Source organism: Pseudomonas saudiphocaensis, assembly GCF_000756775.1.
GTDB classification, from domain to species: Bacteria; Pseudomonadota; Gammaproteobacteria; order Pseudomonadales; family Pseudomonadaceae; genus Stutzerimonas; species Stutzerimonas saudiphocaensis.
The window spans coordinates 51,619-74,625 of the sequence record NZ_CCSF01000001.1 but is presented as its reverse complement, the minus strand read 5'-3'; the positions used below and the strand labels follow the sequence as shown (position 1 = coordinate 74,625).

Annotated in this window: 20 protein-coding genes and 1 pseudogene; 7 read left to right on the top strand and 14 right to left on the bottom strand. The window is 61.2% G+C overall.

Annotated features, from left to right (window positions below):
* Nucleotide 1 precedes the first annotated feature (1 nt).
* Together ccoG and mapR are read left to right on the top strand one after the other, a co-directional pair.
* The gene (ccoG, locus tag BN1079_RS00350; RefSeq protein WP_037021516.1) at nucleotides 2–1,417 is read left to right on the top strand and encodes a cytochrome c oxidase accessory protein CcoG; all 1,416 of its coding nucleotides are present in this window, start codon (nucleotides 2–4) and stop codon (nucleotides 1,415–1,417) included.
* A gap of 91 nt (nucleotides 1,418–1,508) precedes the next feature.
* Nucleotides 1,509–2,918: a GntR family transcriptional regulator MpaR gene (gene mapR, locus BN1079_RS00345; RefSeq protein ID WP_037021515.1), complete on the top strand. Its 1,410-nt coding sequence runs from the start codon at nucleotides 1,509–1,511 to the stop codon at nucleotides 2,916–2,918.
* Between the two features lie 199 nt (nucleotides 2,919–3,117).
* Here mapR and BN1079_RS00340 read toward each other — a convergent pair whose 3' ends face one another.
* The 4 genes from BN1079_RS00340 to BN1079_RS00325 all read right to left on the bottom strand — a co-directional run bounded on the left by BN1079_RS00340 (nucleotide 3,118) and on the right by BN1079_RS00325 (nucleotide 11,414).
* Nucleotides 3,118–6,243: a transglycosylase domain-containing protein gene (locus tag BN1079_RS00340; protein WP_081950788.1), complete on the bottom strand. Its 3,126-nt coding sequence runs from the start codon at nucleotides 6,241–6,243 to the stop codon at nucleotides 3,118–3,120.
* 152 nt (nucleotides 6,244–6,395) lie between these two features.
* Nucleotides 6,396–7,175 carry a PhzF family phenazine biosynthesis protein gene (locus tag BN1079_RS00335; protein WP_197538858.1) on the bottom strand — a complete coding sequence of 260 codons (780 nt, stop codon included), beginning with the start codon at nucleotides 7,173–7,175 and terminating at the stop codon, nucleotides 6,396–6,398.
* 67 nt (nucleotides 7,176–7,242) lie between these two features.
* Nucleotides 7,243–10,311, bottom strand: coding sequence for an efflux RND transporter permease subunit (locus tag BN1079_RS00330; protein ID WP_037021513.1), 3,069 nt, complete (start codon nucleotides 10,309–10,311; stop codon nucleotides 7,243–7,245).
* 5 nt (nucleotides 10,312–10,316) lie between these two features.
* A complete protein-coding gene (locus BN1079_RS00325; RefSeq protein WP_037021512.1) occupies nucleotides 10,317–11,414 on the bottom strand; it encodes an efflux RND transporter periplasmic adaptor subunit in 1,098 nt (365 codons plus the stop codon).
* Nucleotides 11,415–11,506: 92 nt separating this feature from the next.
* Between BN1079_RS00325 and BN1079_RS00320 the strand changes: the two genes are divergently transcribed.
* On the top strand, nucleotides 11,507–12,154 hold the full coding sequence (locus BN1079_RS00320; RefSeq protein ID WP_037021511.1) for a TetR/AcrR family transcriptional regulator: 648 nt from the start codon (nucleotides 11,507–11,509) through the stop codon (nucleotides 12,152–12,154).
* Nucleotides 12,155–12,161: 7 nt separating this feature from the next.
* Here BN1079_RS00320 and dgt read toward each other — a convergent pair whose 3' ends face one another.
* Complete coding sequence (gene dgt / locus BN1079_RS00315) at nucleotides 12,162–13,658, bottom strand: dGTPase (RefSeq protein WP_037021510.1); 1,497 nt, start codon at nucleotides 13,656–13,658, stop codon at nucleotides 12,162–12,164.
* Nucleotides 13,659–13,816: 158 nt separating this feature from the next.
* Here dgt and BN1079_RS00310 point away from each other — a divergent pair, with 158 nt between their 5' ends.
* Together BN1079_RS00310 and BN1079_RS00305 are read left to right on the top strand one after the other, a co-directional pair.
* The gene (locus tag BN1079_RS00310; protein ID WP_037021509.1) at nucleotides 13,817–14,521 is read left to right on the top strand and encodes a YebC/PmpR family DNA-binding transcriptional regulator; all 705 of its coding nucleotides are present in this window, start codon (nucleotides 13,817–13,819) and stop codon (nucleotides 14,519–14,521) included.
* Between the two features lie 54 nt (nucleotides 14,522–14,575).
* Entirely contained in the window at nucleotides 14,576–14,920 is a 345-nt protein-coding gene (locus BN1079_RS00305) for a YajD family HNH nuclease (RefSeq protein ID WP_037026523.1), read from the top strand.
* Nucleotides 14,921–14,959: 39 nt separating this feature from the next.
* Here BN1079_RS00305 and BN1079_RS00300 read toward each other — a convergent pair whose 3' ends face one another.
* Complete coding sequence (locus tag BN1079_RS00300) at nucleotides 14,960–15,391, bottom strand: universal stress protein (RefSeq protein ID WP_037021508.1); 432 nt, start codon at nucleotides 15,389–15,391, stop codon at nucleotides 14,960–14,962.
* 129 nt (nucleotides 15,392–15,520) lie between these two features.
* On the opposite strand from BN1079_RS00300, the pseudogene BN1079_RS17190 reads away from it, so the two are divergent.
* Nucleotides 15,521–15,928 (top strand): annotated as a pseudogene (locus tag BN1079_RS17190) (GNAT family N-acetyltransferase); the annotation flags it as partial.
* Between the two features lie 29 nt (nucleotides 15,929–15,957).
* Here the strand turns inward: BN1079_RS17190 and BN1079_RS17665 are convergent.
* The 8 genes from BN1079_RS17665 to ispF form a co-directional block, all read right to left on the bottom strand.
* Nucleotides 15,958–16,104, bottom strand: coding sequence for a hypothetical protein (locus BN1079_RS17665; protein ID WP_171819271.1), 147 nt, complete (start codon nucleotides 16,102–16,104; stop codon nucleotides 15,958–15,960).
* Between the two features lie 572 nt (nucleotides 16,105–16,676).
* A complete protein-coding gene (gene rpoS, locus BN1079_RS00295; RefSeq protein ID WP_037021507.1) occupies nucleotides 16,677–17,675 on the bottom strand; it encodes an RNA polymerase sigma factor RpoS in 999 nt (332 codons plus the stop codon).
* A gap of 96 nt (nucleotides 17,676–17,771) precedes the next feature.
* Nucleotides 17,772–18,578 (bottom strand): peptidoglycan DD-metalloendopeptidase family protein, encoded by an 807-nt coding sequence (locus BN1079_RS00290; protein WP_037026522.1) that lies wholly within the window; start codon nucleotides 18,576–18,578, stop codon nucleotides 17,772–17,774.
* A gap of 52 nt (nucleotides 18,579–18,630) precedes the next feature.
* The gene (locus tag BN1079_RS00285) at nucleotides 18,631–19,566 is read right to left on the bottom strand and encodes a polyprenyl-phosphate transporter (RefSeq protein ID WP_037021505.1); all 936 of its coding nucleotides are present in this window, start codon (nucleotides 19,564–19,566) and stop codon (nucleotides 18,631–18,633) included.
* 17 nt (nucleotides 19,567–19,583) lie between these two features.
* Nucleotides 19,584–20,219, bottom strand: a complete 636-nt coding sequence (locus BN1079_RS00280) for a protein-L-isoaspartate(D-aspartate) O-methyltransferase (RefSeq protein ID WP_037026521.1) — start codon at nucleotides 20,217–20,219, stop codon at nucleotides 19,584–19,586.
* Between the two features lie 41 nt (nucleotides 20,220–20,260).
* Nucleotides 20,261–21,010, bottom strand: coding sequence for a 5'/3'-nucleotidase SurE (gene surE / locus BN1079_RS00275; RefSeq protein ID WP_037021504.1), 750 nt, complete (start codon nucleotides 21,008–21,010; stop codon nucleotides 20,261–20,263).
* Entirely contained in the window at nucleotides 21,010–22,050 is a 1,041-nt protein-coding gene (truD, locus tag BN1079_RS00270; RefSeq protein ID WP_037021503.1) for a tRNA pseudouridine(13) synthase TruD, read from the bottom strand. The genes surE and truD overlap by 1 nt, the downstream gene beginning before the upstream one ends.
* A complete protein-coding gene (gene ispF / locus BN1079_RS00265) occupies nucleotides 22,047–22,520 on the bottom strand; it encodes a 2-C-methyl-D-erythritol 2,4-cyclodiphosphate synthase (RefSeq protein ID WP_037021501.1) in 474 nt (157 codons plus the stop codon). The genes truD and ispF overlap by 4 nt, the downstream gene beginning before the upstream one ends.
* 177 nt (nucleotides 22,521–22,697) lie before the next feature.
* Here ispF and BN1079_RS00260 point away from each other — a divergent pair, with 177 nt between their 5' ends.
* Nucleotides 22,698–23,000 carry an ArsR/SmtB family transcription factor gene (locus tag BN1079_RS00260; protein ID WP_037021500.1) on the top strand — a complete coding sequence of 101 codons (303 nt, stop codon included), beginning with the start codon at nucleotides 22,698–22,700 and terminating at the stop codon, nucleotides 22,998–23,000.
* Nucleotides 23,001–23,007 lie beyond the last annotated feature (7 nt).

Genomic DNA, 23,007 nt, shown 5'->3' with positions numbered 1-23,007 from the left:
CATGACCGAACGAATTCCTGCCAGGATCATCGACAGCGTTGATCCGAGCAAACCCATACGCCTGACGCCCGCCCAAGCGGGGGGGCCTATTCATACCCGCAGCTTCAGCGGTCTGTATCGCAATCTGCGACTGTTTGGCACAGGGCTTCTGTTTCTGCTCTATTTCGGCACGGTCTGGCTGAACTGGGAAGGCCGCCAGGCAGTGCTTTGGGATATCGGCAAGCAGCAATTTCATATCTTCGGCGCGACCTTCTGGCCGCAGGATTTCATCCTGCTGTCGGCGTTGCTGATCATTGCCGCCTTCGGCCTGTTCTTCATTACGGTACTGGCCGGGCGGGTGTGGTGCGGCTATGCCTGTCCGCAAAGCATCTGGACCTGGCTGTTCATGTGGTCAGAGAAGGTCACCGAAGGCGACCGTAGCCAGCGGATCAAGCTAGACGCCGCGCCCTGGTCCGCCGCCAAGGTGCTGCGCCGCTCGGCCAAGCACGCACTCTGGCTCGCCATCAGCCTCGCTACTGCGCTGACCTTTGTCGGCTATTTCACCCCCATTCGCGAGCTGGCCCTGGACCTGTTCACCCTGCAAACAGGCCTGACCGCCGGTTTCTGGCTGTTCTTCTTCACTGCTGCGACCTATATCAACGCCGGCTGGCTGCGCGAGAAGGTCTGCCTGCATATGTGTCCCTATTCCCGTTTCCAGAGCGTGATGTTCGATGCCGATACGCTGATGGTTTCCTACGACGCAAGCCGCGGCGAAAACCGCGGGGCGCGGCGCAAGGACATTGACCATCGCGCCCAGGGTCTGGGTGATTGCATCGACTGCACCCTCTGCGTGCAGGTCTGCCCCACCGGAATCGACATTCGCGACGGTTTGCAACTGGACTGCATCAGCTGCGGCGCCTGCATCGATGTGTGCAACGAGGTGATGGACAAGATGAACTACCCGCGCGGCCTGCTGCGCTACACCTCCGAAAACGCTCTGCAGGGCGGCAGGACCCGCCTGCTGCGCCCGCGCCTGGTGGGCTATGCCACGGCGCTGCTGGTGATGATTGGTGCCTTCGGCTGGGCACTGGCCGAGCGGCCGCTGCTATCGCTGGATGTCACCAAGGACCGCACCCTGTACCGCGAGAACAGCCAGGGCCAGATCGAAAACATGTACAGCCTCAAGGTCATCAACAAGACCCAGCAGCATCGCCAGTACGCGGTGTCGCTTGGTGAAGGCCCGTTCCAGTTGCATGGCGTGCGCGAGATCAGCCTGGCACCTGGGGAAATCGTCAACCTGCCGCTCAGCGTCGCCCTCGTCGAAAGTGAGCCTGGCCGGGGCCTGAGCCGCTCGCTGGATTTCGAGCTTCGCGACCTGAGCGATCCGGCCAGCGTGGTGCGTGCCGACAGCACTTTCGTGGCGCCGGCTGGCCGCTGAGGATGGCGCCATGCGGTATCGTGCATGCTGCCGCAACCGCCTGGCAGGTCATTGAAGAACGACCTGCCAGCCCGAACCGAACCTGAGCCCGATGAAGCGCTACGAGAAATTTGCCGACGAAATTGCCGAACTGATCCGCACCGGCGTGCTGCAACCCGGGCAGAAGGTACCGTCGGTGCGCCATGCCAGCCGCACCTATGGTGTCAGCCCGTCAACGGTTTTCCAGGCCTATTACCTGCTGGAGGATCGCGGCCTGATCCAGGCGCGACCACGTTCGGGCTACTTCGTGCGCGAGCACGCCAAGCGCCCGCTGCACGAACCGGATATCAGCCCGCGTCCTGCCGAAACCACAGACGTAGACGTCAGCGAACTGGTGTTCTCGGTGCTCGGCTCGCTGCGTGATCCGAATACCGTGCCCTTCGGCTCGGCCTTTCCCAGCGCCGACCTGTTCCCGCTGCAACGCCTGGCACGCTCGATGGCGCAAAGCGTACGCGACATGCCGGTGCGCGAAGTGATCAGCGAGATGACCAGCGGCAACCCTGATCTACTGCGGCAGATTGCGCTGCGCTACATGGTCGGTGGGGTGATGTTGCCGATGGAGGAGCTGGTGATCACCACCGGCGCCATGGAGGCTTTGAACCTCTGCCTGCAGGTGGTGACCGAGCCGGGCGACCTGGTCGCCATCGAAGCCCCGGCCTTCTACGCCACGTTGCAGGTACTGGAACGGCTCAAGCTCAAGGCCGTGGAAATTCCAGTGCACCCGCGCGAAGGTATCGACCTCGAGGTGCTGGCCGACAGCCTGGCCAACCTGCCGATCAAGGCCTGCTGGCTCATGAGCAGCCTGCAGAACCCGCTGGGTGCCAGCATGAGCGAAGCACGCAAGCAGCAGCTCTATGAACTGCTGCAGCGCCATCAGGTGCCGCTGATCGAAGACGACGTCTACGCCGAGCTTTACTTCACTCGCGAGCCGCCAAAGCCGGTCAAGAGCCATGACCGCGACGGCCTGGTGATGCACTGTGGCTCCTTTTCCAAAAGCCTGGCGCCGGGCTACCGGGTCGGCTGGGTCGCTGGCGGCCGTTATGCCGAGCAGATCAGTCGGCTCAAGCTGATGACCACCATTTCACCCTCGGTGCCTGCGCAAGCCGCCATCGCCGACTACCTGCAGCATGGCGGTTACGATCGCCACCTGCGCAAGCTGCGTCACGCGCTGGAAATGCAGCAAGGCGCGATGCTGGCCTCAGCGGCAAGACACTTTCCCGCCAGCACGCGGGTAACGCGGCCTAGCGGCGGCTATTTTCTCTGGTTCGAATTCCCCGAGCAGGTCGATTCGCTGCAGTTGCTGCAACTGGCGCTGGCCCAGGGCATCAGCCTGGCGCCCGGGCCGATCTTCTCTGCCACCCGGCGCTACCGGAACTGTGCGCGATTGAACCACGGCCATCCCTGGAATGAGCGCAGCGAAAAGGCCATGGAACTGTTAGGACGGATGATCAAGTCGTTCTGACGACTGCGCTGGCCGAACTGGCTCGGCCCTACCGACGGGAAATCGTGGGGGCGGCGCCCTTGGCGCGAAGCTTTTCGCTCTAAACGATCGCGCCCCAGCACAAGCCGCATTGAATAGCACCCCTTGGACATAGCCAGGCTTTAGCTTGACCAGGCCTTCAGCCTGCATTCGCCCCGCGGGCGGCCCCCACGCATGCGTGTCAGGGTTTGGCCGAGTCTGTGCCTGCAGTCAGGGTGGGCGCAACGGGCTCCGCCGGCGGTTGGCATATCTGGCCGGGGCTTTCCAGGTAGGGCTGCAGAATTGGCGCCATGCCCTTGAGCACCTGCACCGGCAGAGCCGAGGTGAAGCTGAAGTTGTCCGCCTTGCGCCCCGGCACATAGGCGGTGAGGGTGCCGAAGTGATCAGGGCCGAGATAGAACACGAAGGTTGCCGTGCGGTTCATCGCCGTGGAACTGATCAGCCGGCCACCAGCGCCGATGGTCTGTATGCGGTTGTCGCCCGTGCCGGTCTTGCCGCCCACGCGCAGGGGCTCGCCATCAGCCTGTACAAAAATGCCGCGCAAGCGCCGTCCAGTGCCCTGCTCCACCACGCTCTGCAATGCAGAGCGCAAGGCCGCCGCCACTTCACTTGGCATGACCCGTTCGCCGCCATAGGGGCTGATGCCCAATCGCGTTTCATAGGGTGTATCGCTGGCGAAATGCAGGCTGTCGATACGGACGCTGGGCAGCCGCACGCCATCGTTGACGATAATGCCCATCAGCTCCGCCAAGGCCGCCGGACGATCACCGGAGCTGCCCAAAGCGGTGGCCAGCGATGGCACCAGATGTTCGAAGGGATAGCCCAGTCGCTGCCAACGACGGTGGATATCGGTAAAGGCTTCCACCTCCAGCATGATGCGGATGCGGCTGTCGCGGGCGCTCTTGTGACGGCTGCGGAACAGCCAGCCATAGACTTCCTGACGCTGTTCGGCGCTGGCGGCAATGGCCTCGAAAATTCCTGCGTCGGGGTTGCGGATCAGGTAGCCAAGCAGCCACAGATCCAGCGGATGCACCCGGGCGATATAGCCCTGATCAGGCAGGCTAAAGCTGCCAGGTGCGTAACGCTCATGGAGCAGGTCGATATCGACATCGCTCAGGTCAACATCCGTTAGCCGCGTCCGAAGAAAGCGCTCAAAGCTGGCGCGCTCGGCATCCGGGAAAAGATAGCGGTGCACAGCTGCCAGGCGTGACGGCGTGGGTCGTATTCCGTCAAGAAGCACTTCGATGCGCTCATCGGCGCTCTTGTTCTGGTACTTGCGCCAGAAGCGCATCAGGAACACCGAACCCTCTCGATCGGCAAACCGCCGCAAGTATTCTGCGCGCTGCGGGTTGTCATCGCTTTTCAGCAGCTCGGCTCCGTTCCCGACTTGATAGGTGCTGTAACTCACCACATCGCGCATCAAACGTACAAACGGCAGGTTGATCGACTCCTGCAGGGCTTCCCGCAGGGTTGGCAGGCGATTATTGTCCTCGCGGCGGAAGTTGCCGAAGCTGTGCATGCCAGCGCCGGTGAAAAAGCGCTCGCCGGGGCTGGCTGAATAACGCCGCTCCAGCGCCGCTTCGAGCATTCCCGACAGGCTGGGCTCTGGTGTGCGGCCCAGATAGGCCAGCGCCCAGCGGGTCAATGGTTCGTCGGCCTCAACCTGGCTCAACTCATCACGGCTCAGCGGGGCGTAGCGCTCATACAGCTCGGCGATGATTTCCAGGTAAGTGGTCAGTACGCGCAGCTTGGCCGTGGAGCCCAGCTCCAGCTTGCTGCCCTCGTTGATATCGAAGGGCTGGTTGGTGTTGTCGGTCTGCACCCGCACGCGAAAGCCCTGCTCGCCGCGCTCGAACAAGGTGAAGCTGTAGCGTACGTCGGCAGTCCGCTCTGCCGACAGCATGCGCTCGCCGAGCAGCCCTACCTCCCCGGCAAACGCGGGGTCGGCCAGGCGTGCCAGATATTCGCTGACCTGCTGTTGCAGCTCACCGTGCAAGGGTGTGGTTGCGGAAAGATCGAGGCGGTCGAGTTCGTACAGCGACACACCCAGCAGGTTGCTCAGGCGCATCCGCGCGGCGCTGATGCCCTTGTCCGCCGCGACTTCGCGGATGCCCGGCTCACTGCGCAAATCGCGAAACACGACCTGCTGTTTCAGCGCCGCATCGCGCAGGCCGCTGTCGATCACCCCGCCGCTGGCCAGCAATCGCAGATGGCTGTCGGTGAGCTTGGCCAGCTCGTCACGACCGGAGATGAGGTAGTAGGACGGGCGCCGCTGGGCGATCAGCAGCGACAGCACCTGACGCAGCGCCAGCGCCTGGGCATCAAGCGGCGCTACGGCGTTGCGCCGGGAGTCGAGCAGCCGATTCACCTCGGCAAAGTCGGCACCAAACCAGAGCCGCAGACCATCGGCAATGCCATGTACCTCGCCATGCCCGTAGGCGGCGGACAAGGGCACGCTGTTGAGGTAGTCGCGCACGATCTGCTGGCGCGCTTCCAGCGTAAGCTGGCCTTGGCTATAGGCGCGCACGCTGGCGGAGATCATCTGCCGGAATTTTTCCTCGGCGCTGCCGGTGCGGCCTTCAGGCGAATGCCGGTACTTTTCCACCTGGGTCGCCAGCGTACTGCCACCAGCCGTCTGGCCTGACAGGCCGAGATGCCTCTCCACCTGAGTGAGGGCTGCCCTGGTGAAGCGCGGCCAGTCCACCGCCGGATTGGCCAGTGGCCGCCCGGTATCGAGCAGCCCGCGGTCTTCGATAAACAGCAGACTCATGGCTACCAGAGGCGGCACATCCTCGAAGGCTTCGTAGTATTGATGCGGATAACGGTTGTGGTAGAGCGGCTCACCGCGGCAGTCGTAAATGCTCAGCCCGGCCTGGAATTTCTCTGCGTAGGGCACGAAGAAGCCGTGGCTGACGTAACGCTGCAGTGCCGGCGAGAAATGCACCTGTTGCTCTACGGTAAAGCCGCTGCGCGCCAGGCGCTCGAGAAAATTCGGGAGTTGCGCATAGCCCAGCCGGCGATCGAACGGCCCGGCCTCGGGGAAGTGGATGCTGGGACTGACGCCGGGCTTGAGCTGATAGTCGAGATTATCGGCGTAGCGGCTCAGCCATAGTGCCTGCAGCTTGGAGCTGTGCATTTCATGCCAGGCTGCATAACCGCCGCCTGCCACCAATGAAACAACCAGCAACCAGCCCATGCGGCGTGCCAGCCGGCGACCGTCTCGGGATTTATTGCCCGCCTTGCTGGGTGGCGGCACTCGCTTGCCACCGCCCGAACGGGTACTGTCGGACCGCCATACTACGCCCATCGTCTTCGGCCTGGCTTCCCATAGGAGTTACGCTGAGCTTAGCCCAACGTGACCCGCCAGTCAGCCTCTTCACGCCCTAAAACAGGGCCGTGTAAAGCATCGACCGCAGCGACGCCCTCCCCCGTTGATAAGCAACGTACGCGGCTAACGAATCAGATCTCGATCTCACCCTGCAGATACTTGACCACAGCGCCCGCAATGAACACACGCTCACGTTCAACGCGACAGTAGAGCAGCCCGCTGCGACTCGAAGCTTGCAACGCAACGAGCGACGACTTGCCCAGCCGCGCGGCCCAATAAGGAGCGAGACCGGCATGGATGGAGCCGGTAACCGGATCCTCATCGCCGCCATTGGCAGGCCAGAAGTAGCGCGAGGCGAAATCCTGCCGCTCACCCGGCGCGGTGACCACCACATCCAGCGGCGCCAGGGCTTTCAGTGCTTCGAGATCGGGCGCGGCGGCACGGACCTGCTGTTCGCTGGCATACACGACGAACCAGGCCTGCGAATTCTTCAGCACCGCCTCGGGCGCGATATCCAGGGCCTTCAGCAGCGCCTGTGGCGGCTCGGCAACCAGCTCGGGCGCACGCTTGGGAAAGCTCATTTCCAGCAGCCCGTCGTTACGCCGGGATACCTCGATATCCCCGACCGCCGCGGCACGGAAGGTCAGCGGCGTCTCGGCAATCATCTGCTCAAGGATGACGAAAGCGCTGGCCAAGGTTGCGTGGCCGCAGAAGTCGATCTCGGTCAGTGGTGAAAACCAGCGGATGTCGAAGGCGCCATCTGGCTCGCGGACGAAGAAAGCGGTCTCGGAAAGATTGTTCTCGAGGGCAATGGCCTGCATCTGCGCGTCGGTCAACCACCGCTCCAGCGGCACCACGGCAGCCGGATTGCCCTTGAAACGTTCATTCGTAAAGGCATCGACCTGATAAATCGGCAGCAGCATCGGCAGAATCTCGGCAGTGGCGGGAGCGCAGTATCCCGCCACTGTCGAAACCTGGCTACTCCCCTTCCCTGACCCGGAACCAGGCAGCGTAGAGCGCCGGCAGGAACAGCAGCGTGAGCACCGTGGCGACGATCAGCCCGCCCATGATGGCAACAGCCATGGGGCCGAAGAAGACGCTACGCGACAGCGGGATCATCGCCAGCACCGCCGCCAGCGCGGTGAGCACGATGGGCCGGAAGCGGCGCACGGTGGCATCGATGATGGCGCTGAAACGGTCATGCCCGGCACTTATATCCTGCTCGATCTGATCCACCAGAATCACCGAGTTGCGCATGATCATTCCCGACAACGCAATGGTGCCAAGCATGGCGACGAAGCCGAACGGCTGACCGAACAGCAGCAGGAACAGCGCGACACCGATCAGGCCCAGCGGCGCGGTGAGAAACACCATGGCCGTGCGCGAGAAGCTCCGGAGCTGGATCATCAGCAGGCTCAGCACGACGATGACGAACAGCGGGATGCCGGCGTTCACCGAAGCCTGTCCGCGACTCGAATCCTCCACCGCACCACCGACCTCCAGAAGGTAGCCGCCAGGCAGCGCGTCACGTATCTCCTGCAGCGTCGGCTGGATCTGCTGAACCAGCGTGGCCGGCTGATGCTCGCCGTAGATATCGGCACGTACCGTCACTGTTGGCAGGCGGTTGCGGTGCCAGATCACACCTTCCTCGAAGCCATATTCAAGAGTGGCGACCTGCGCCAGCGGCACACTCCGCCCGCTGGCCGTGGGAATCGCCAGGCTGGGCAGCATCGACAGGGTTTCACGCTCGCGCTCGGTGCCGCGCAGGAGGATTTCGATCAACTCGTTGTCTTCTCGAAAGCGGCTCGCCGTGGTGCCGGTGAAGGTGCGCTGAAGAAAGCTCGACAGCTCCATGGTGCTCACGCCCAATGCGCGGGCACGGTCCTGGTCGATATTCAGCCAGACCACCTTGCTCGGCTCCTGCCAGTCGAGGTGGACGTTGGTCACGTGCGGGCTCTGCCGCACCTTTGCCGCTACCTGCCGCGCCAACCCGCGCACCACATCGATATGCTCGCCGGTGACCCGGAACTGCACCGGATAGCCCACCGGCGGTCCGTTTTCCAGGCGACTGACACGCCCGCGCAGGCTGGGGAAGTCATGCTCCAGGCGCTCGATCAGCCAGCTGCGAAGAGCCTCTCGCTGCTCGATGCTCTCGGCCAACACCACGAACTGGGCAAAGCTGGTGGCCGGCAGTTGCTGATCCAGTGGCAGATAGAAGCGCGGCGAGCCATTGCCTACATAGGCCACGTAGTTGTCGATGCCGGGCTGCGTCTTGAGTAGCTCCTCCAGACGCCGCACCTCGGCTTCAGTGGCCTTGAGCGAAGCCCCTTCGGCCAACTTCAGATCGACCATCAGTTCCAGACGACCCGAGGCCGGAAAGAACTGCTGCGGCACCAGTCGGAACAGGCCAATCGAGGCGACAAAGAGCAGCAGTGTCAGCAAGATCACGCTCTTGCGCCAGCGCACGCAAAATAGGATCAACCGCCTTACCCGCTGATAGAACGGCGTGGCATAGGGGTCGTGGCCGCTGTCACTGCCGCCATGCTTGCGCGCGTGGCGCTGGGCCATATCCGGTAGCAGCTTCTCGCCCAGCAGCGGGACGAACATCACCGCAGCGACCCAGGAGGCGATGAGCGCAATGGTCACCACCTGGAAAATCGAGCGTGTGTATTCCCCCGTACTGGATTGCGCGGTGGCAATCGGCAGGAAGCCGGCGGCGGTAATCAGAGTGCCGGTGAGCATCGGGAAGGCAGTGCTGGTCCAGGCGAAACTGGCGGCCTTGAGCCGGTCGAAGCCCTGCTCCATCTTGATCGCCATCATCTCCACCGCGATGATCGCATCGTCCACCATCAGCCCCAGGGCCAGCACCAGCGCGCCGAGGGAAATTTTGTGCAAACCGATATCGAAGTAGTTCATCGAGGCGAAGGTCATCGCCAGCACCAGCGGGATCGACAAGGCCACCACCAGCCCGGTACGCACGCCGAGCGAGAAGAAGCTCACCAGCAGCACGATGACCAGGGCCTCGATCAGCACTTTGACGAACTCACCGACGCCGGTTTTCACCGCCGCAGGCTGGTCGGAGACTTTGCGCAGCTCCATGCCGGCCGGAAGCTCCTGCTGCAACCGGGCGAACTCGCTCTGCAGCGCCTCACCCAACAGAAGAATGTCGCCACCGTCCTTCATGGACACCGCCAGGCCGATGGCAGGCTCGCCCATGAAGCGCATGCGCGGCGCCGGCGGATCATTGAAACCGCGGTGCACCTCGGCCACGTCACCGATGCGGAAGGTCCGGCCCGCTACGCGAATAGGAAAATCACGAATCTGCTCGACCGTCTCGAAGCTGCCCGTCACACGCAGCCGAACGCGCTCGCTGGGCGTTTCGACGAAGCCTGCCGACATCACCGTATTCTGCGCTTCCAACGCCTGTTTCACGGCCTCCAGCGGCACTCCGAGGGTGGCCAGCTTGACGTTGGACAGCTCGATCCAGATCTTCTCGTCCTGCAGGCCGATCAGCTCGACCTTGCCAACGTTCTTCACCCGCTGCAGCTGTAGCTGGATGCGATCAGCGTAATCCTTGAGCACGGCATAATCGAAACCCTTGCCAGTCAGCGCATAGATATTGCCGAAGGTGGTGCCGAACTCGTCGTTGAAGAAGGGCCCCTGCACGCCGGCAGGCAGCGTATGGCGAATGTCGCCGATCTTCTTGCGGATCTGGTACCAGAGATCGGGAATCTGCCGGGAACGCAACGAGTCGAGGGCAATGAAGGTAACGTTGGATTCACCCGGACGCGAGAAGGACACGATGCGCTCGTAAGCCCCTGTTTCCATCAGCTTTTTCTCGATGCGTTCGGTGACCTGGCGGGACACCTCCTCGGCCGTGGCGCCCGGCCAGTTGGTCTGGATCACCATGGCCTTGAAGGTGAACGGCGGGTCCTCGCTCTGCCCCAGCTTGCCGTAGGACAGCGCCCCGACGGCGGCGACCAGCAGCATGAGAAATACCACAATCTGCCGGTTGCCCAGCGCCCAGGCGGATAGGTTGAAGCGCATCGTGCTTACTCCTGGCCAGCCAGTGCTACCGGACGGTTATCGCGGTCGATCGGCCTGACCACCTGCCCCTCATGCAGCAACTGCACGCCGGCCATGACGATCCAGTCGTCTGCTTGCAGCCCCTCCAGCACCGGAACCTGGGTTTCGCCAAAGGCGCCGATGCGCACGTCCACGCGCTCCAGGGTGGCATCCGCTTTCAGGCGCCAGACATAAGCCCTGCCCTGCTCGGCGGTGATCGCCGACAGCGGCACCGCAAGCGATACCTGATCGGCATTGCGGATCGACACCAACGCACTCTGCCCCAGCTCGACGGCCACATCGGCCTCGGTAAAGGCAACCCGTGCCGAGTAGGTCCGGGACTGTTCATCTGCAGCCGGCGACAGCTCGCGAATACGCCCTGGATAACGCTTGTCCGGCTGCGACCAGAGCTCGATCGTCACCTCCTGGTCCAGCGAGTAATGCTCCAGCGCCTGCTCCGGCAGATTGATGGCCACCTCGCGCTCACCGTCGGCGGCGAGGACAAATACTGTCTGTCCGGCAGCGATTACCTGACCGACCTCGAAAAGACGCTGAGCGATCACACCATCGCGAGTGGCGCGCAACTCGGCGTAACCGACCTGATTGTTGGCGACGTCAAACTCGGCGCGTGTCTGGCGCAGGCGCGCCTCGGCGGAGCGAAGGGAGTTTTCCGAGGCATCGAACTGCGAGCGGCTGACCAGCTCTCGCTTCATCAGGGTCTTGTAGCGCTCATGCTCGGCTCGCGCGACACGCAGATTGGCCTCAGCCGCAGCCACCTGGGCGCGGATGCCTTCAAGCTGCAGGCGTACGTCCTGCGGGTCGAGCCTGGCCAACGGCTGGTCTTTACGCACCCTTTCACCCGCCTCGACCAGACGCTCGACGACCTTGCCGCCGATGCGAAACGCCAGCTGTGGCTCGTAGCGGGCGTGGATCTCGCCCGGGTAGCTGGCGAAGGCTTCGCTCGCAGGTTGCGGCTGAACCACCATCACTGGACGTACCGAGGTGGGCTCGACCTCACCATTGCCACAGCCAGCCAGCAACGCAACGCCAAGGACACCGATCAGAGACAAGGCAGGTCTGAGCACGCGGGTTCTCTCTCGCAAACGGGGATTTAATATTTATACTGCCCGGTATAGTAAAAATACCAAACCAGCCAGTCCAGTATTAAACGTATCCCATGATTGAAGATCTGCCTGCTCCACCTGGCCCCGGCCGACCAAAGGATCCCGCCAAGCGCGAGGCGATCCTCGCCGCCGCGCAGAGCCTGTTTCTCAACAACGGTTACGAGGGCAGCAGCATGGACGCTATCGCCACCGAAGCCGGGGTTTCCAAGCTCACGCTCTATAGTCATTTCAAGGACAAGGAGGCGCTGTTCGCCGCTGCGGTGAAGGCCACCTGCGAAACGCGCCTGCCACGCAAGCTGTTCCTTCTGGAGGAAGGCCGTTCGATTCGACAGGTGTTGCTGGAGCTCGGCCAGGCCTTCCACGAACTGGCCAACAGCCCCGAATCCATCGGTCTGCACCGGGTCATGGTGACCATGGCCACGCAGAATCCAGCGCTGTCCCGGATGTTCTATGACGCAGGACCACAATTGCTGCTTCAGGACCTTGAACAGCTGCTGGGCGAGGCTCACGCGCAAGGCCTACTGCACGTGCCGGCCCCTGCGCATGCTGCCGAGCACTTTTGCTCGCTGCTAAAGGGCGGCGTGCATTTTCGCCTGATGATCGGCTATGACGATGCCTTGGATGCCGCCGAAGCCTGCAGGCATGTGGACGAGGTAGTCACGCTGTTCGTCCGCGCCTATGCGCCGCTATCAAGTCATTGAAACACCGCTATAGCGCCGACAGGGTGCGAAATTCGTCCTGAGCCAGCTGGTCGGTCATACCGCTGACGAAGTCCTGCAGCATGCGGCAGCGATAGTAGAACGCCCACAGCGGGTAATCGGGCGCAGATTCGGCGTGTTCCGTCAGCGCTTCGTGATAGGCCTTGATCAACTGGCTCGGCAGGCGCCGGGCCAGCATCTGCAAGTGTGGCTCGCTACGGCAAACGCCTTCGGTCAGCTCGTGGAAGACCGGCACCGGCACCCGCAGCAACGGCGCATAGAAGTCCAGCAACCCCTGCAGGATCCGGTAGCCCTGTAGCTGCAGCGTCTCCACCTCACGGTGGCAGAACACATGTTCCATCGCCACATCCTTGAAGGTCTGCACAATGGCATTCTCCAGGCTGGCATCTTCCAGCAGCGCACGATCCAGAGTGCCGTGATACACCGCTTCGATATGCTCGATGAATTGCCGGGCCGCATGCTGCACCAGCGGGTGCACCAGATTCACCCGCAGCCAGATGAAGAACTCGCCAACCTTGTTGATCGTCTCCCGCTGCGCTCGGGACTCGGCGTAGGCGACCATGCTGCGAAAGCTGCGACCGGTGGCTCCGATGGGCTCATCCGGCGAGCCGTGCTCGGCAAATTTTTCCACCAGCAGGCCGGCCAGCTGCTCGATGCTGAAAATGCCTTTTTCTACCGAATCTTCGATATCGGCCAGGCAATAGGCGATGTCGTCCGCCGCCTCCATGACGTAGGCCACCGGGTGTCGCGTGCCGGGTGCCAAACCCAGCGCCGCCTGCAAATCAGCGACAAAGCGCTCCTCGGACAGGTAGTAACCCGGCTTCTTGTGTAGATAGGCGCCAGGCGAGCCTTTTTCGGGTTTCGGCATGTAGGCCGGCCGCACATATTTGAGCAGCCCGGCGGTCTGGGCGTAGGTCAGGTTCAGGCGTTGCAGACTGACCACCAGACGAATGGCCTGGGCATTACCTTCGAAGGCGCGCAGATCGGCCAGCATCCGCGTACGCAGGCTTTCGTCGCCCCGCCCGTGCGGCACAGCGGCCTCGAACAGCTCTTCCAGATGGCGCCCAAACCACTGACCGATGGAAAATTCGCCGAAGTGGCCGAAAGGCGGATTGCCGGTGTCGTGCATCAGGCAAGTCATTTCCACCAAGCTTTCCAGCACCCCTTCGAGGCCATCGAGGCCATAGATCGGGGCCTTCTCACCCAGCTGCCGGTACAGCGTGCGGACGATGAAACGACCGGTCTGCTGCACTTCCAGCGAATGGGTCAGGCGGCTGCGCACCGCTGCATTGCGCTCCAGGGGAAAGACCTGGGTCTTCTGCTGCAAGCGGCGTACACCAGCTGAATTGATGATGCGCCCGCGGTCGCTTTCAAGCTGATCGACGATCAACGACAGATCGCATTCCGATGGCTTCAGGCCCTCCTCCAGGCGACCATAGGGGCGCTGGCGGGAAATCTTGTTCTTGAAGTTCACAGGCATCGGCATGAAAACAGGCTCGCAACAACAAAGAAGAGACGAGCCTAACGCGGCGTATCGGGTTTACCAAGTTGCATGCTGCGCAACGCGTGCCTGCCTGTACTGCAGCAGCTAGAATCGCCCCTTGGCAGGCGACTTCTTCGACCCGCACGCAAACGAGAATTAGCATGGGCGCACAGTGGAAAGCGAAACATAAGGAAGCAGCAGCGAACGCCAAGGGCCGTACATTTGGCAAGCTGTCCAAGGAAATCATGATCGCGGCGCGCAACGGTGCCGACCCCGACATGAATCCGCGCCTGCGTCTGGTGGTTGAGCAGGCGAAAAAAGCGTCCATGCCCCGCGAAACTCTGGAACGCGCCATCAAGAAAGGTGCCGGCCTCTTGGGCGAGAGCGTGCACTACGAGCGCACTACCTACGAAGGCTTCGCCCCACACCAGGTGCCGGTGATCGTCGAGTGCCTGACTGACAACGTCAACCGCACCGTGGCCGAGATCCGCGTCCTGTTCCGCAAGGGACAACTGGGCACCTCCGGCTCGGTAGCCTGGGATTTCGACCACTGCGGCATGATCGAAGCAGCGCCAGCCAGCGCTGATTCCGATCCGGAGCTAGCCGCAATCGAAGCCGGCGCTCAGGACTTCGAAGAAGCCGATGAAGGCGCCTGGCTGTTCGTTACCGAGGCAGCTGATCTCGATACGGTCTGCCGCGCCCTGCCTGAACAGGGCTTCACTGTGCATTCGGCCCAGCTTGGCTATCGTCCGAAGAACCCGGTAACCACACTGTCGGCTGAGGCACTCGAAGAAGTCGAAGCCTTTCTCGCCGCCATCGACGCCCATGATGACGTGCAGAACGTCTACGTCGGGCTGGCAGGCTGACCGTTAAGTCATACTGTGCAGGCTTCAAACGAATCGCTTCTTCGGCAGGACCACATCGTGACAAGCAAATCGAACATACCTTACGCCCAGCGCGAACAGGGCTACCGTGAAAAGGCTCTGAAGATGTACCCATGGGTATGCGGGCGTTGCGCCCGTGAGTTTTCGGGAAAGCGCCTGAGCGAGCTAACGGTCCATCACAAGGACCATAACCACGACAATAACCCTGAAGATGGCTCGAATTGGGAGCTGCTGTGCCTGTATTGTCACGACAACGAGCATTCCCGCTATACGGATAACCAGTATCAGGCCGAAGCCAGACCCGGAAGCGACTTGGGACCGAAGGAAACCTTCAAGGCATTCGCCAACCTTGCCGACCTGCTAAAGAAAAAGCCGGACTGAGAGCAGCCCGGCTTTCGTTTTGCGTTTGCTGCGCCGGTTTTATTTCACCAGTAGAACCGGCACCGACACCTCATGAATAACGCGGTTGGCAACCGAACCCAACAGCATGCCGGTGAAGCTGCCCAGACCGCGCGTACCCATCACCACGGTATCGCACCCCAGGCGCTTGACGGCTTCATTGACCTGCTCGGCGACGTTGCCGAGAACGGCGTGGCCTTGATGAGCGATACCCGCCGCCTGCAGCACCGTTGTCGCTTCGGCGATGGTAGCTCGCGACTTGTTCAGCAGGTTGTTGTTGAGATCCTCGATCATGTTGGAAGTAACGTACTCACCGTAGATCACCGGCTCATGCTGGGCATTGAGGACATGCACTTCCAGCGGCTTTGGCGCATCGGTGGCGAGATTGACGATGTACTGCAACGCCCGCTTGGCATTGTCCGAACCGTCGAAAGCAAGAAGAATATTGCGCATGGCGAACCTCCATGAAAGATGTGAAATCAGCATAACCCAACGCGCTGAAGCCTCGATCACTTCCCCTGCTTTCATTGATCTGCGACAGGCTACTGCGGCTTAGTCCACCCGCCCCGAGAGCACAACCCTATGCCCCAGGAGCATCTGCGTCTGCTTCCGGACGCCTGTAGACCTCTGCTGAACAAGTTCTACCGTGCCCATCGCAGCCATATGCGCGCTCCACCCGGCGCCCGTTGCTGGGTGGCCGGGCACAATGAAATCGTAGCGGCTTTGTGTCTGAGCAGGGTCGAAAGCGGGTATTGGCTTACCGGGTTGCTGGTAGCGCCGGAGCAGCGCAAGAAAGGACTTGCTGCAAGCCTGGTAACCCGAGCGGTGAACGAAAGTACCGGCCCTGTGTGGCTGTTCTGCGCCCCGGAGCTGATTGGTTTCTACCGCAAGCTTGGTTTTAGCGAAAGCATCCGATTACCCGAAACCCTGGCCGCTCGCCTACAGCGCTACAACCGTCATAAGACGCTGGCAGCGCTGTGTCACGATGCTGAAAACCAGGTCCAAGGTTTGCGTTGCGATTATGGAGAGATGGGGTCGCTGGCGGGAAAGGTTTCTTCCAGAGCTTCATCCAGCTGATCTTCGTCCACATCTTCCGGACCACGATCAACCTGATCTTCCTGCGGCTGTTCCGGCTGGGGCGATTCCTGCGGGGTTTTACCGTTCATGATTAACTCCCTGTGAGTTGTGTCATGAATTTAGTCTGCCAAACACGAGAGTCGTTCAACGGGCAAACTGGAGCATTGGGTACCTTAAATACATGGTATTCCAATGACAGCCTATTTTTTACAGGCAAAAAAAGGGGCGGGGGTTAAGCCCCGCCCGCCTCCTTCCATGCTCCCTCTATTTCCGCTCATCGTCCTGATGAAGCCACATCCCGCAGCTGTCCTGGCCGTCATCCTTGTCGGCTGTGCCTGTCCATAAGCACAGGCGTGATATTAAGCATCTGCTGGCCAATGGCAACTTGAGGGGAACCATTGCCATTTCCAAAGAATCAAACGATATTGAAAATAACTCCTTTAAAAACAATGAGTTATTCATAAGTCAGAAAAATCCATCATCGACTTTTTACTTTGGCTTACACCTTGTGTAAGTGAAAGCTTACAGAGAATAACGTCTTGCTAAATCAGTCGCCGCTTACGGATTAACCTGACGCCAGCCTTGCTCTTGCATCGCATTGTCTGCCATGTGCAGCCCCTTGCCAGAATCGGCAAGAGGCTGCAATCACTAGCCGATATCGCTATCCAAAAAGCGCTTCGCTAGACAGGCCGTTGCGCTCGAAGATCTCGCGCATGCGCTTGAGTGCTTCGACCTGGATCTGGCGTACCCGCTCTCGGGTAAGGCCTATTTCCTTGCCAACTTCCTCCAGAGTGCAGCTCTCATGGCCTCGTAAGCCAAATCGGCGAACAACCACTTCCCGCTGTTTTTCGGTCAGGTCTGATAGCCACTGATCGATACAGGCCGAAAGGTCATCATCGAGCAATAGCTCGCAAGGATCGTTCGGCTTGTCATCGCTGAGGGTATCGAGCAGTGTTTTATCGGTGTCCGGACCGAGCGACACATCAACCGAGGTCACCCGCTCGTTCAGCCCAAGCATGCGCTTGACGTCGGCAACCGGCTTTTCCAACAAGTGGGCGATTTCTTCGGGGCTGGGCTCGTGGTCGAGCTTCTGGGTCAGCTCGCGCGCTGCACGCAGGTAGACGTTCAGCTCCTTGACCACATGGATCGGCAGGCGAATGGTGCGAGTCTGATTCATGATCGCCCTTTCAACCGTCTGCCGAATCCACCAGGTGGCATAGGTGGAGAAGCGGAAACCGCGTTCGGGGTCGAACTTTTCCACGGCCCGGATTAGCCCGAGGTTGCCTTCTTCGACCAGATCCAGCAGTGATAGCCCGCGATTGACATAGCGTCGGGCGATCTTCACTACCAGTCGCAGGTTGCTTTCAATCATGCGCTTGCGTCCCGCCGGATCACCCTTGCGGGCCAAGCGAGCGAAATGCACTTCTTCTTCGGGTGTCAGGAGGGGGGAAAAGCCAATTTCATTGAGGTATAGCTGGGTGGCGTCGAGTGCCCGGTTGTAATCGATGAACTTGTGCTGCCTGACGGCTGCAGGTCCCGAACGGGCGCCTATGGAACGAACGCGAGGAGTGTCGCTGGAGCGGTTTAGCCCAGCTGGCTGGTCCATAAGTAGAACGCTATCGTCTACGTCAAACTCCGGCACTTCTTTTTTGAGAGCCATTATTGTTGTCCTGTTCTGAGTTCGACAACAGGCTCGGGTGGCACGCTATCCCTGGCAACACACGAGCCCCCTGCGCCGGAACAGGCGGGCCTCAGCTCAAGGTTTTGGCAGGTATTGCAACGGATCTACAGGCTTGCCCTGGCGACGAATCTCGAAATGCAGCTTCACCCGGTCGGTTCCAGTCGATCCCATCTCGGCAATAGTCTGCCCAGCTTTGACTTGTTGGCCTTCCTGCACCAGCAGCCTGCGGTTGTGGCCGTAGGCACTTACATAGGTATCGCTGTGCTTGATGATCACAAGTTCGCCGTAACCCCGTAAACCACTACCGGCGTACACAACAGCTCCATCAGAAGCAGCTAAAACAGGCTGTCCTAATTCCCCGGCGATATCAATGCCTTTATTCAAACTACCGTTTGAGGAAAACCGACCGATGATCTGCCCTTTCGCCGGCCAAGCCCAACCACTCGCCGAACGAGCTACAGGCTTGGTGGGCGTAGTGGCTTGAGGCGGTATTTGCGGAGCCCTGACAATCGGCGGCGGCGTGGGAACCGGAGTCGCAACCACCGGGGTCGCAGGGCGCGGAGCCGGCGGCGGGCTTGCAGGCCGTGTGCTGACGACCGTACGTGGCGCACTGCCGTCGAAGCGGATGCGCTGACCTGGGTAAATCACATGAGGCGGGCCGATGCCATTGCGTTGGGCAAGCTCTTTCCAGTCCCAGCCGAAGCGAAAGGCAATGGACCAGAGCGTGTCGCCACGCTGGACGATGTAGTGGCCGCTGGTCACACGATCACGATTGTTGCGATCCACGACCTGTACACCACCCGTCGGTGAGGAAGCACAGCCGGCCAGAAAAGCACTGGCCAACACCGTGATCAGGACGCTACGGATCGAAGGGTTACGAATCCACCGCACAACTGCTGTGAGCCTCAACGGGCACTCCCTGGGCCGATTCTGTTCAGAGGTTCTGTGCCATAGGCTGACGCCGTCCGGCAAACCATTCAAGCCCCAGCACCAGCACGATGCCCGCCAGGGCCATCAGCACAGCCAGCAGGAGTTGAGGGTCCTGCCCGGTGAGGCTAGCAAAACTGTCTGGCGAAATGTTGCGCTCCAGCAAAGGGATCTGCTCCCCCTGGGAGTTGGTACGCCAGGTGAGCGTTTCCTTCCATGGCCAGACCTTATTCAACGAACCCAGCATCAATCCGGTAAGAAAAGACAGGGTCAGGTCACGCCAGCGGTCGAGCATCCAGCTGAGCACCCTCGCGAAGCTCAGGAGGCCCACCAGACATCCGGCGGCAAAGACGGCCAACACACCGATGTCGAGGCTTTTCACCGCTGCCAGCACAACCGGATAAAGCCCGAGCAGGACCAGAATGAAGCTGCCGGAAATACCGGGGAGAATCATCGCGCAGATAGCGATGGCGCCAGCAAAAAACAAACTCAAACCACTGCTGCTCCACTGCACCGGAGCGGCCACGGTGATCAGGTAAGCGAAGGCGATACCAAGGATCAAGGCAACGATGCGCTGCAGATCCCAGCGCTGGATTTCCTTGCCGATCAGATGCACCGACACCAGAATCAGGCCGAAGAAGAACGACCAGATCAGGATCGGATGAGCCTCCAATAGGTAGCTGATCAGCTTCGCCAGACTGAGCACGCTGGTGAGGATGCCGCCCAGCAGAATCAGCAGGAAATTCGCATTGGCCGCCCTCCATGCATCTCGAACACGCCCGCGCAGCAACAGCAGCGCCGCGCCAGGTATCGCGCCGATAGAGCGAAGCAGCTCGTCGTAGATGCCGGTAATAAAGGCAATAGTGCCGCCGGAAACGCCCGGCACCACATCCGCGGCCCCCATGGCAGCACCCTTGATGTACAACATTAACGCGCTTTTCATGCTTGCATCCGCTGAGTTCAAACCACAGGTCCATTGAGCAGCGGCACGAAGCGCACGGTGTCCAGCAGATGCCGGGAAAAACCGTCTTCCTCACGAATGATCAGCATCAGTTGCTGAACCTCACCCACCCCGACCGGAATCACCAGACGCCCGCCGGGTGCCAGCTGATCGAGCAAGGCTTGCGGCACGTCCGCTGCAGCCGCAGTGACGATGATGCCGTTGTAAGGCGCCAATGCCGGCCAGCCTTCCCAACCATCGCCCCAGCGAAAGACCACATTGCGCAACTTCAGTTCGGCAAGACGCTCCTTGGCACGTTCCTGCAGCGCCTGGATTCGCTCGACCGAGAACACCCGCTCCACCAGCTGCGACAGTATGGCGGTCTGGTAACCGGAGCCGGTGCCGATCTCCAGCACCTTGTCCAACGGGCCCGCGGCCAGCAGCAACTCACTCATGCGCGCGACCATGAATGGCTGCGAGATGGTCTGGTTGTGGCCAATGGGCAGCGCGGTATCTTCATAGGCACGATGCGACAGCGCCTCATCGACGAACAGGTGACGCGGCGTGCGACGGATGACTTCCAGCACATGCGCGTTCGACAGCCCCTCCTCGTAGAGACGCTGAATCAAGCGATCACGGGTGCGTTGCGAGGTCATCCCGGTTCCGTGGCGCATCAGACTCTCCTGTACAAGATGGTTCACAGCACTCCCTCAACCCAGTCGCCCAGGGACTCGAACGCCTCATGGAAGCTTCGGTCGAGCTGCAGCGGGGTGATCGAGACATAGCCCTGCACCACCGCATGGAAATCGGTTCCCGGTCCGCCATCCTCGACATCACCAGCCACGGAAAGCCAATAGCCTTCCTTGCCGCGCGGGTTGGCCTGCTTCACCGGCGGTTTTGCCCGGCTGCGATGTCCAAGGCGGGTCAGCTGAATACCACGGATATGATCCAGCGGCAGGTTGGGCACATTGATGCTGAGTACGGTACGTGGCGGCAGATCGAGCCGGTCGTGCTGCTCCACCAGTTTGCGGGCGATGAACGCGGCCGTGGGCAAGTTATCCGGCAAGCGAGAAACCAGGGAAAAGGCGAACGCCGGCCTGCCGGTGAAGCGCCCCTCGATGGCCGCGGCAACGGTGCCGGAATAAAGCACGTCATCACCCAGGTTGGCACCCAGGTTGATACCCGAAACCACCATATCGGGTGTTTCTTCGAGCAAGCCGTTGATACCCAGATGCACGCAATCGGTGGGCGTCCCATTCACCCCGATAAAGCCGTTAGGCATAGTCGTCGGATGCAGCGGGCGATCCAGCGTCAGCGCACTGCTCGCACCGCTCATATCCTGGATGGGGGCGACCACTCGGCACTCGGCATAATCCGCCAGCGCGTCATAAAGCGCGGCGAGCCCTGGGGCATACACCCCGTCGTCGTTGGCGATTAGAATACGCATCAGATATCCGTCTGCCCTGCCAGGCTGACCAGTTCGCGTACCACTGCTGTGGCAAAGCATCCGGTCGGCAGGACGAATTCAAGTTGCAGAATGTCAGGCCCCGGATAATGCCACGACAAGCCGCCAATGGGGAGGCGAAGAATACGCCGTTCATGCTTCATTCCGGCTTCTGCGAGCCACTTGGCGATTGCCGGCTCGGCTGCCGCCACATCGCCCTCCAGCACTTGCGTCGCCTCGCCCGCAGGCGATGGGCCAGCACCCCACAAGGGGCCGGTAGGATGCAGGTCCAGAATCGCCAGACGGGGGTCGGCGCATTCGTTTTCGCCAGCGATAAAGAAGCTGCGGCTGTCGGTAAATGCCAGCAGATCGCCCGGCAGCGCCCGATCCCAAGTCCCGGCGGCGACCCGCTCGGCCAGCACTCGGTTGAACAGGTAGCTACGCCCCGCCGATAACAGTCGCGAACGCAGGTTGCGCTGTACGGGGAGCTCCTGACGCTCGGCATATTCCCGCGCACCGTGAACATTGCCGCCGTCGAAGCCAAAGCGCTGCAGGCCGAAATAGTTGGGCACGCCGAGTGACTTGATGCGCTCCAGGCGCTTGTCGAGTTCGCTGTGATCGGCTTCCAGCTGGGTCAGGCGCAAGGTAAAACCGTTGGCTGAATGGGCACCGCGCTGCAACTTGCGCTGGTGGCGACTGCGTTTGAGGATGCGCAGCGTTTCGTCTTCAGCCTTGCCCAGCTCAGGGTCCGCCTTGCCTGGCAGATGCAGGCTGAACCATTGGCGGGTAAGCGCCTGGCGATCCTTGAGACCGGCGTAGCTGATGGCCCTTATCGGCACGCCAGCGGCGCGGGCAATACGCCGTGCCGCTTCCTCGGTGTTGAGGTTGCGTTTCTCGATCCAGAGCCAGAGATGTTCGCCCTCCCCCGAGAGCGGAATATCCAGCACCTCATCGACCTGAAAATCGTCGGCCACAGCCTTGAGCATTGCACTGCCGCATGCTCCGCCATGGGCGCGCGGCCCGAGCAGCTGGTCTTCGGTCATGCGCGGACCAGCAGCGCGACCGCATGCACCGCGATGCCCTCTTCGCGCCCGGTAAAGCCCAGTTTTTCGCTGGTGGTGGCCTTGACATTGACCTGGTCCAGGTCGACCTGAAGATCCTCGGCGATAAGCCCGCGCATGGACTCGATGTGCGGTGCCATCTTTGGCGCCTGAGCGATGATGGTGGCGTCGACATTCCCCACCTTCCAGCCCTTGGCCTGAACCAGCTTGAGCACATGGCGCAGCAGCACCCGGCTATCGGCGCCCTTGAACTGCGGATCGGTGTCGGGAAAGTGCTTGCCGATATCGCCCAGCGCCACCGCGCCGAGCAGTGCATCGCTGAGCGCATGCAGCAGCACGTCGCCATCGGAATGCGCCAGCAAGCCGAACTTATGTGGAATCCGCACGCCGCCGAGCGTGATGAAGTCGCCCTCGCCGAAGCGATGCACGTCGTAACCGTGGCCGATACGCATAGTCAAAACACCCTGAAAAGACCAGCAGCGGATTCTACAGGACCCGTCACGGCTTGGCTCATCGGCACCATGCGACATCGACATAGGCAATAGTCACCATCGATCGAATCGATCCTGCATCGGAATGGATCGATATATAGTTCGGCTCAACACGATATGCATGACGAACGAAAGCCCATGACCGACGGCCTCGACGAGATCATCAAAGCGATCGCCCACCCGTTACGACGGGACATTCTGCGGTGGCTGAAGGAACCGCAACGGCACTTCCCAGACCAGTTTCACTCGCTGGAAAACGGCGTCTGCGCCGGGCAGATAGACCAACGGGCCGGGCTTTCGCAATCAACGGTTTCAGCCCACTTGGCCACATTGCAACGCGCCGGCCTGATTACCAGTCAGAAGGTCGGTCAATGGCATTTCTTCAAGCGCAATGAGCCGGCCATCCAGGCATTTATCCAGCGCATCAGTCAGCAACTCTGATTTTTCG

What these genes read in the sequence shown, in the direction of transcription:
- dgt (WP_037021510.1), bottom strand. Translation starts at nt 13,658, where the DNA reads ATGCCGATGCCTGTGAACTTCAAGAACAAGATTTCCCGCCAGCGCCCC.
- BN1079_RS17665 (WP_171819271.1), bottom strand. Translation starts at nt 16,104, where the DNA reads ATGAACGGTAAAACCCCGCAGGAATCGCCCCAGCCGGAACAGCCGCAG.
- truD (WP_037021503.1), bottom strand. Translation starts at nt 22,050, where the DNA reads ATGACCGAAGACCAGCTGCTCGGGCCGCGCGCCCATGGCGGAGCATGC.
- BN1079_RS00310 (WP_037021509.1), top strand. Translation starts at nt 13,817, where the DNA reads ATGGGCGCACAGTGGAAAGCGAAACATAAGGAAGCAGCAGCGAACGCC.
- mapR (WP_037021515.1), top strand. Translation starts at nt 1,509, where the DNA reads ATGAAGCGCTACGAGAAATTTGCCGACGAAATTGCCGAACTGATCCGC.
- BN1079_RS00280 (WP_037026521.1), bottom strand. Translation starts at nt 20,219, where the DNA reads ATGACCTCGCAACGCACCCGTGATCGCTTGATTCAGCGTCTCTACGAG.
- BN1079_RS00330 (WP_037021513.1), bottom strand. Translation starts at nt 10,311, where the DNA reads ATGCGCTTCAACCTATCCGCCTGGGCGCTGGGCAACCGGCAGATTGTG.
- ispF (WP_037021501.1), bottom strand. Translation starts at nt 22,520, where the DNA reads ATGCGTATCGGCCACGGTTACGACGTGCATCGCTTCGGCGAGGGCGAC.
- ccoG (WP_037021516.1), top strand. Translation starts at nt 2, where the DNA reads ATGACCGAACGAATTCCTGCCAGGATCATCGACAGCGTTGATCCGAGC.
- BN1079_RS00320 (WP_037021511.1), top strand. Translation starts at nt 11,507, where the DNA reads ATGATTGAAGATCTGCCTGCTCCACCTGGCCCCGGCCGACCAAAGGAT.
- BN1079_RS00300 (WP_037021508.1), bottom strand. Translation starts at nt 15,391, where the DNA reads ATGCGCAATATTCTTCTTGCTTTCGACGGTTCGGACAATGCCAAGCGG.
- BN1079_RS00340 (WP_081950788.1), bottom strand. Translation starts at nt 6,243, where the DNA reads ATGGGCGTAGTATGGCGGTCCGACAGTACCCGTTCGGGCGGTGGCAAG.
- BN1079_RS00260 (WP_037021500.1), top strand. Translation starts at nt 22,698, where the DNA reads ATGACCGACGGCCTCGACGAGATCATCAAAGCGATCGCCCACCCGTTA.
- rpoS (WP_037021507.1), bottom strand. Translation starts at nt 17,675, where the DNA reads ATGGCTCTCAAAAAAGAAGTGCCGGAGTTTGACGTAGACGATAGCGTT.
- BN1079_RS00285 (WP_037021505.1), bottom strand. Translation starts at nt 19,566, where the DNA reads ATGAAAAGCGCGTTAATGTTGTACATCAAGGGTGCTGCCATGGGGGCC.
- surE (WP_037021504.1), bottom strand. Translation starts at nt 21,010, where the DNA reads ATGCGTATTCTAATCGCCAACGACGACGGGGTGTATGCCCCAGGGCTC.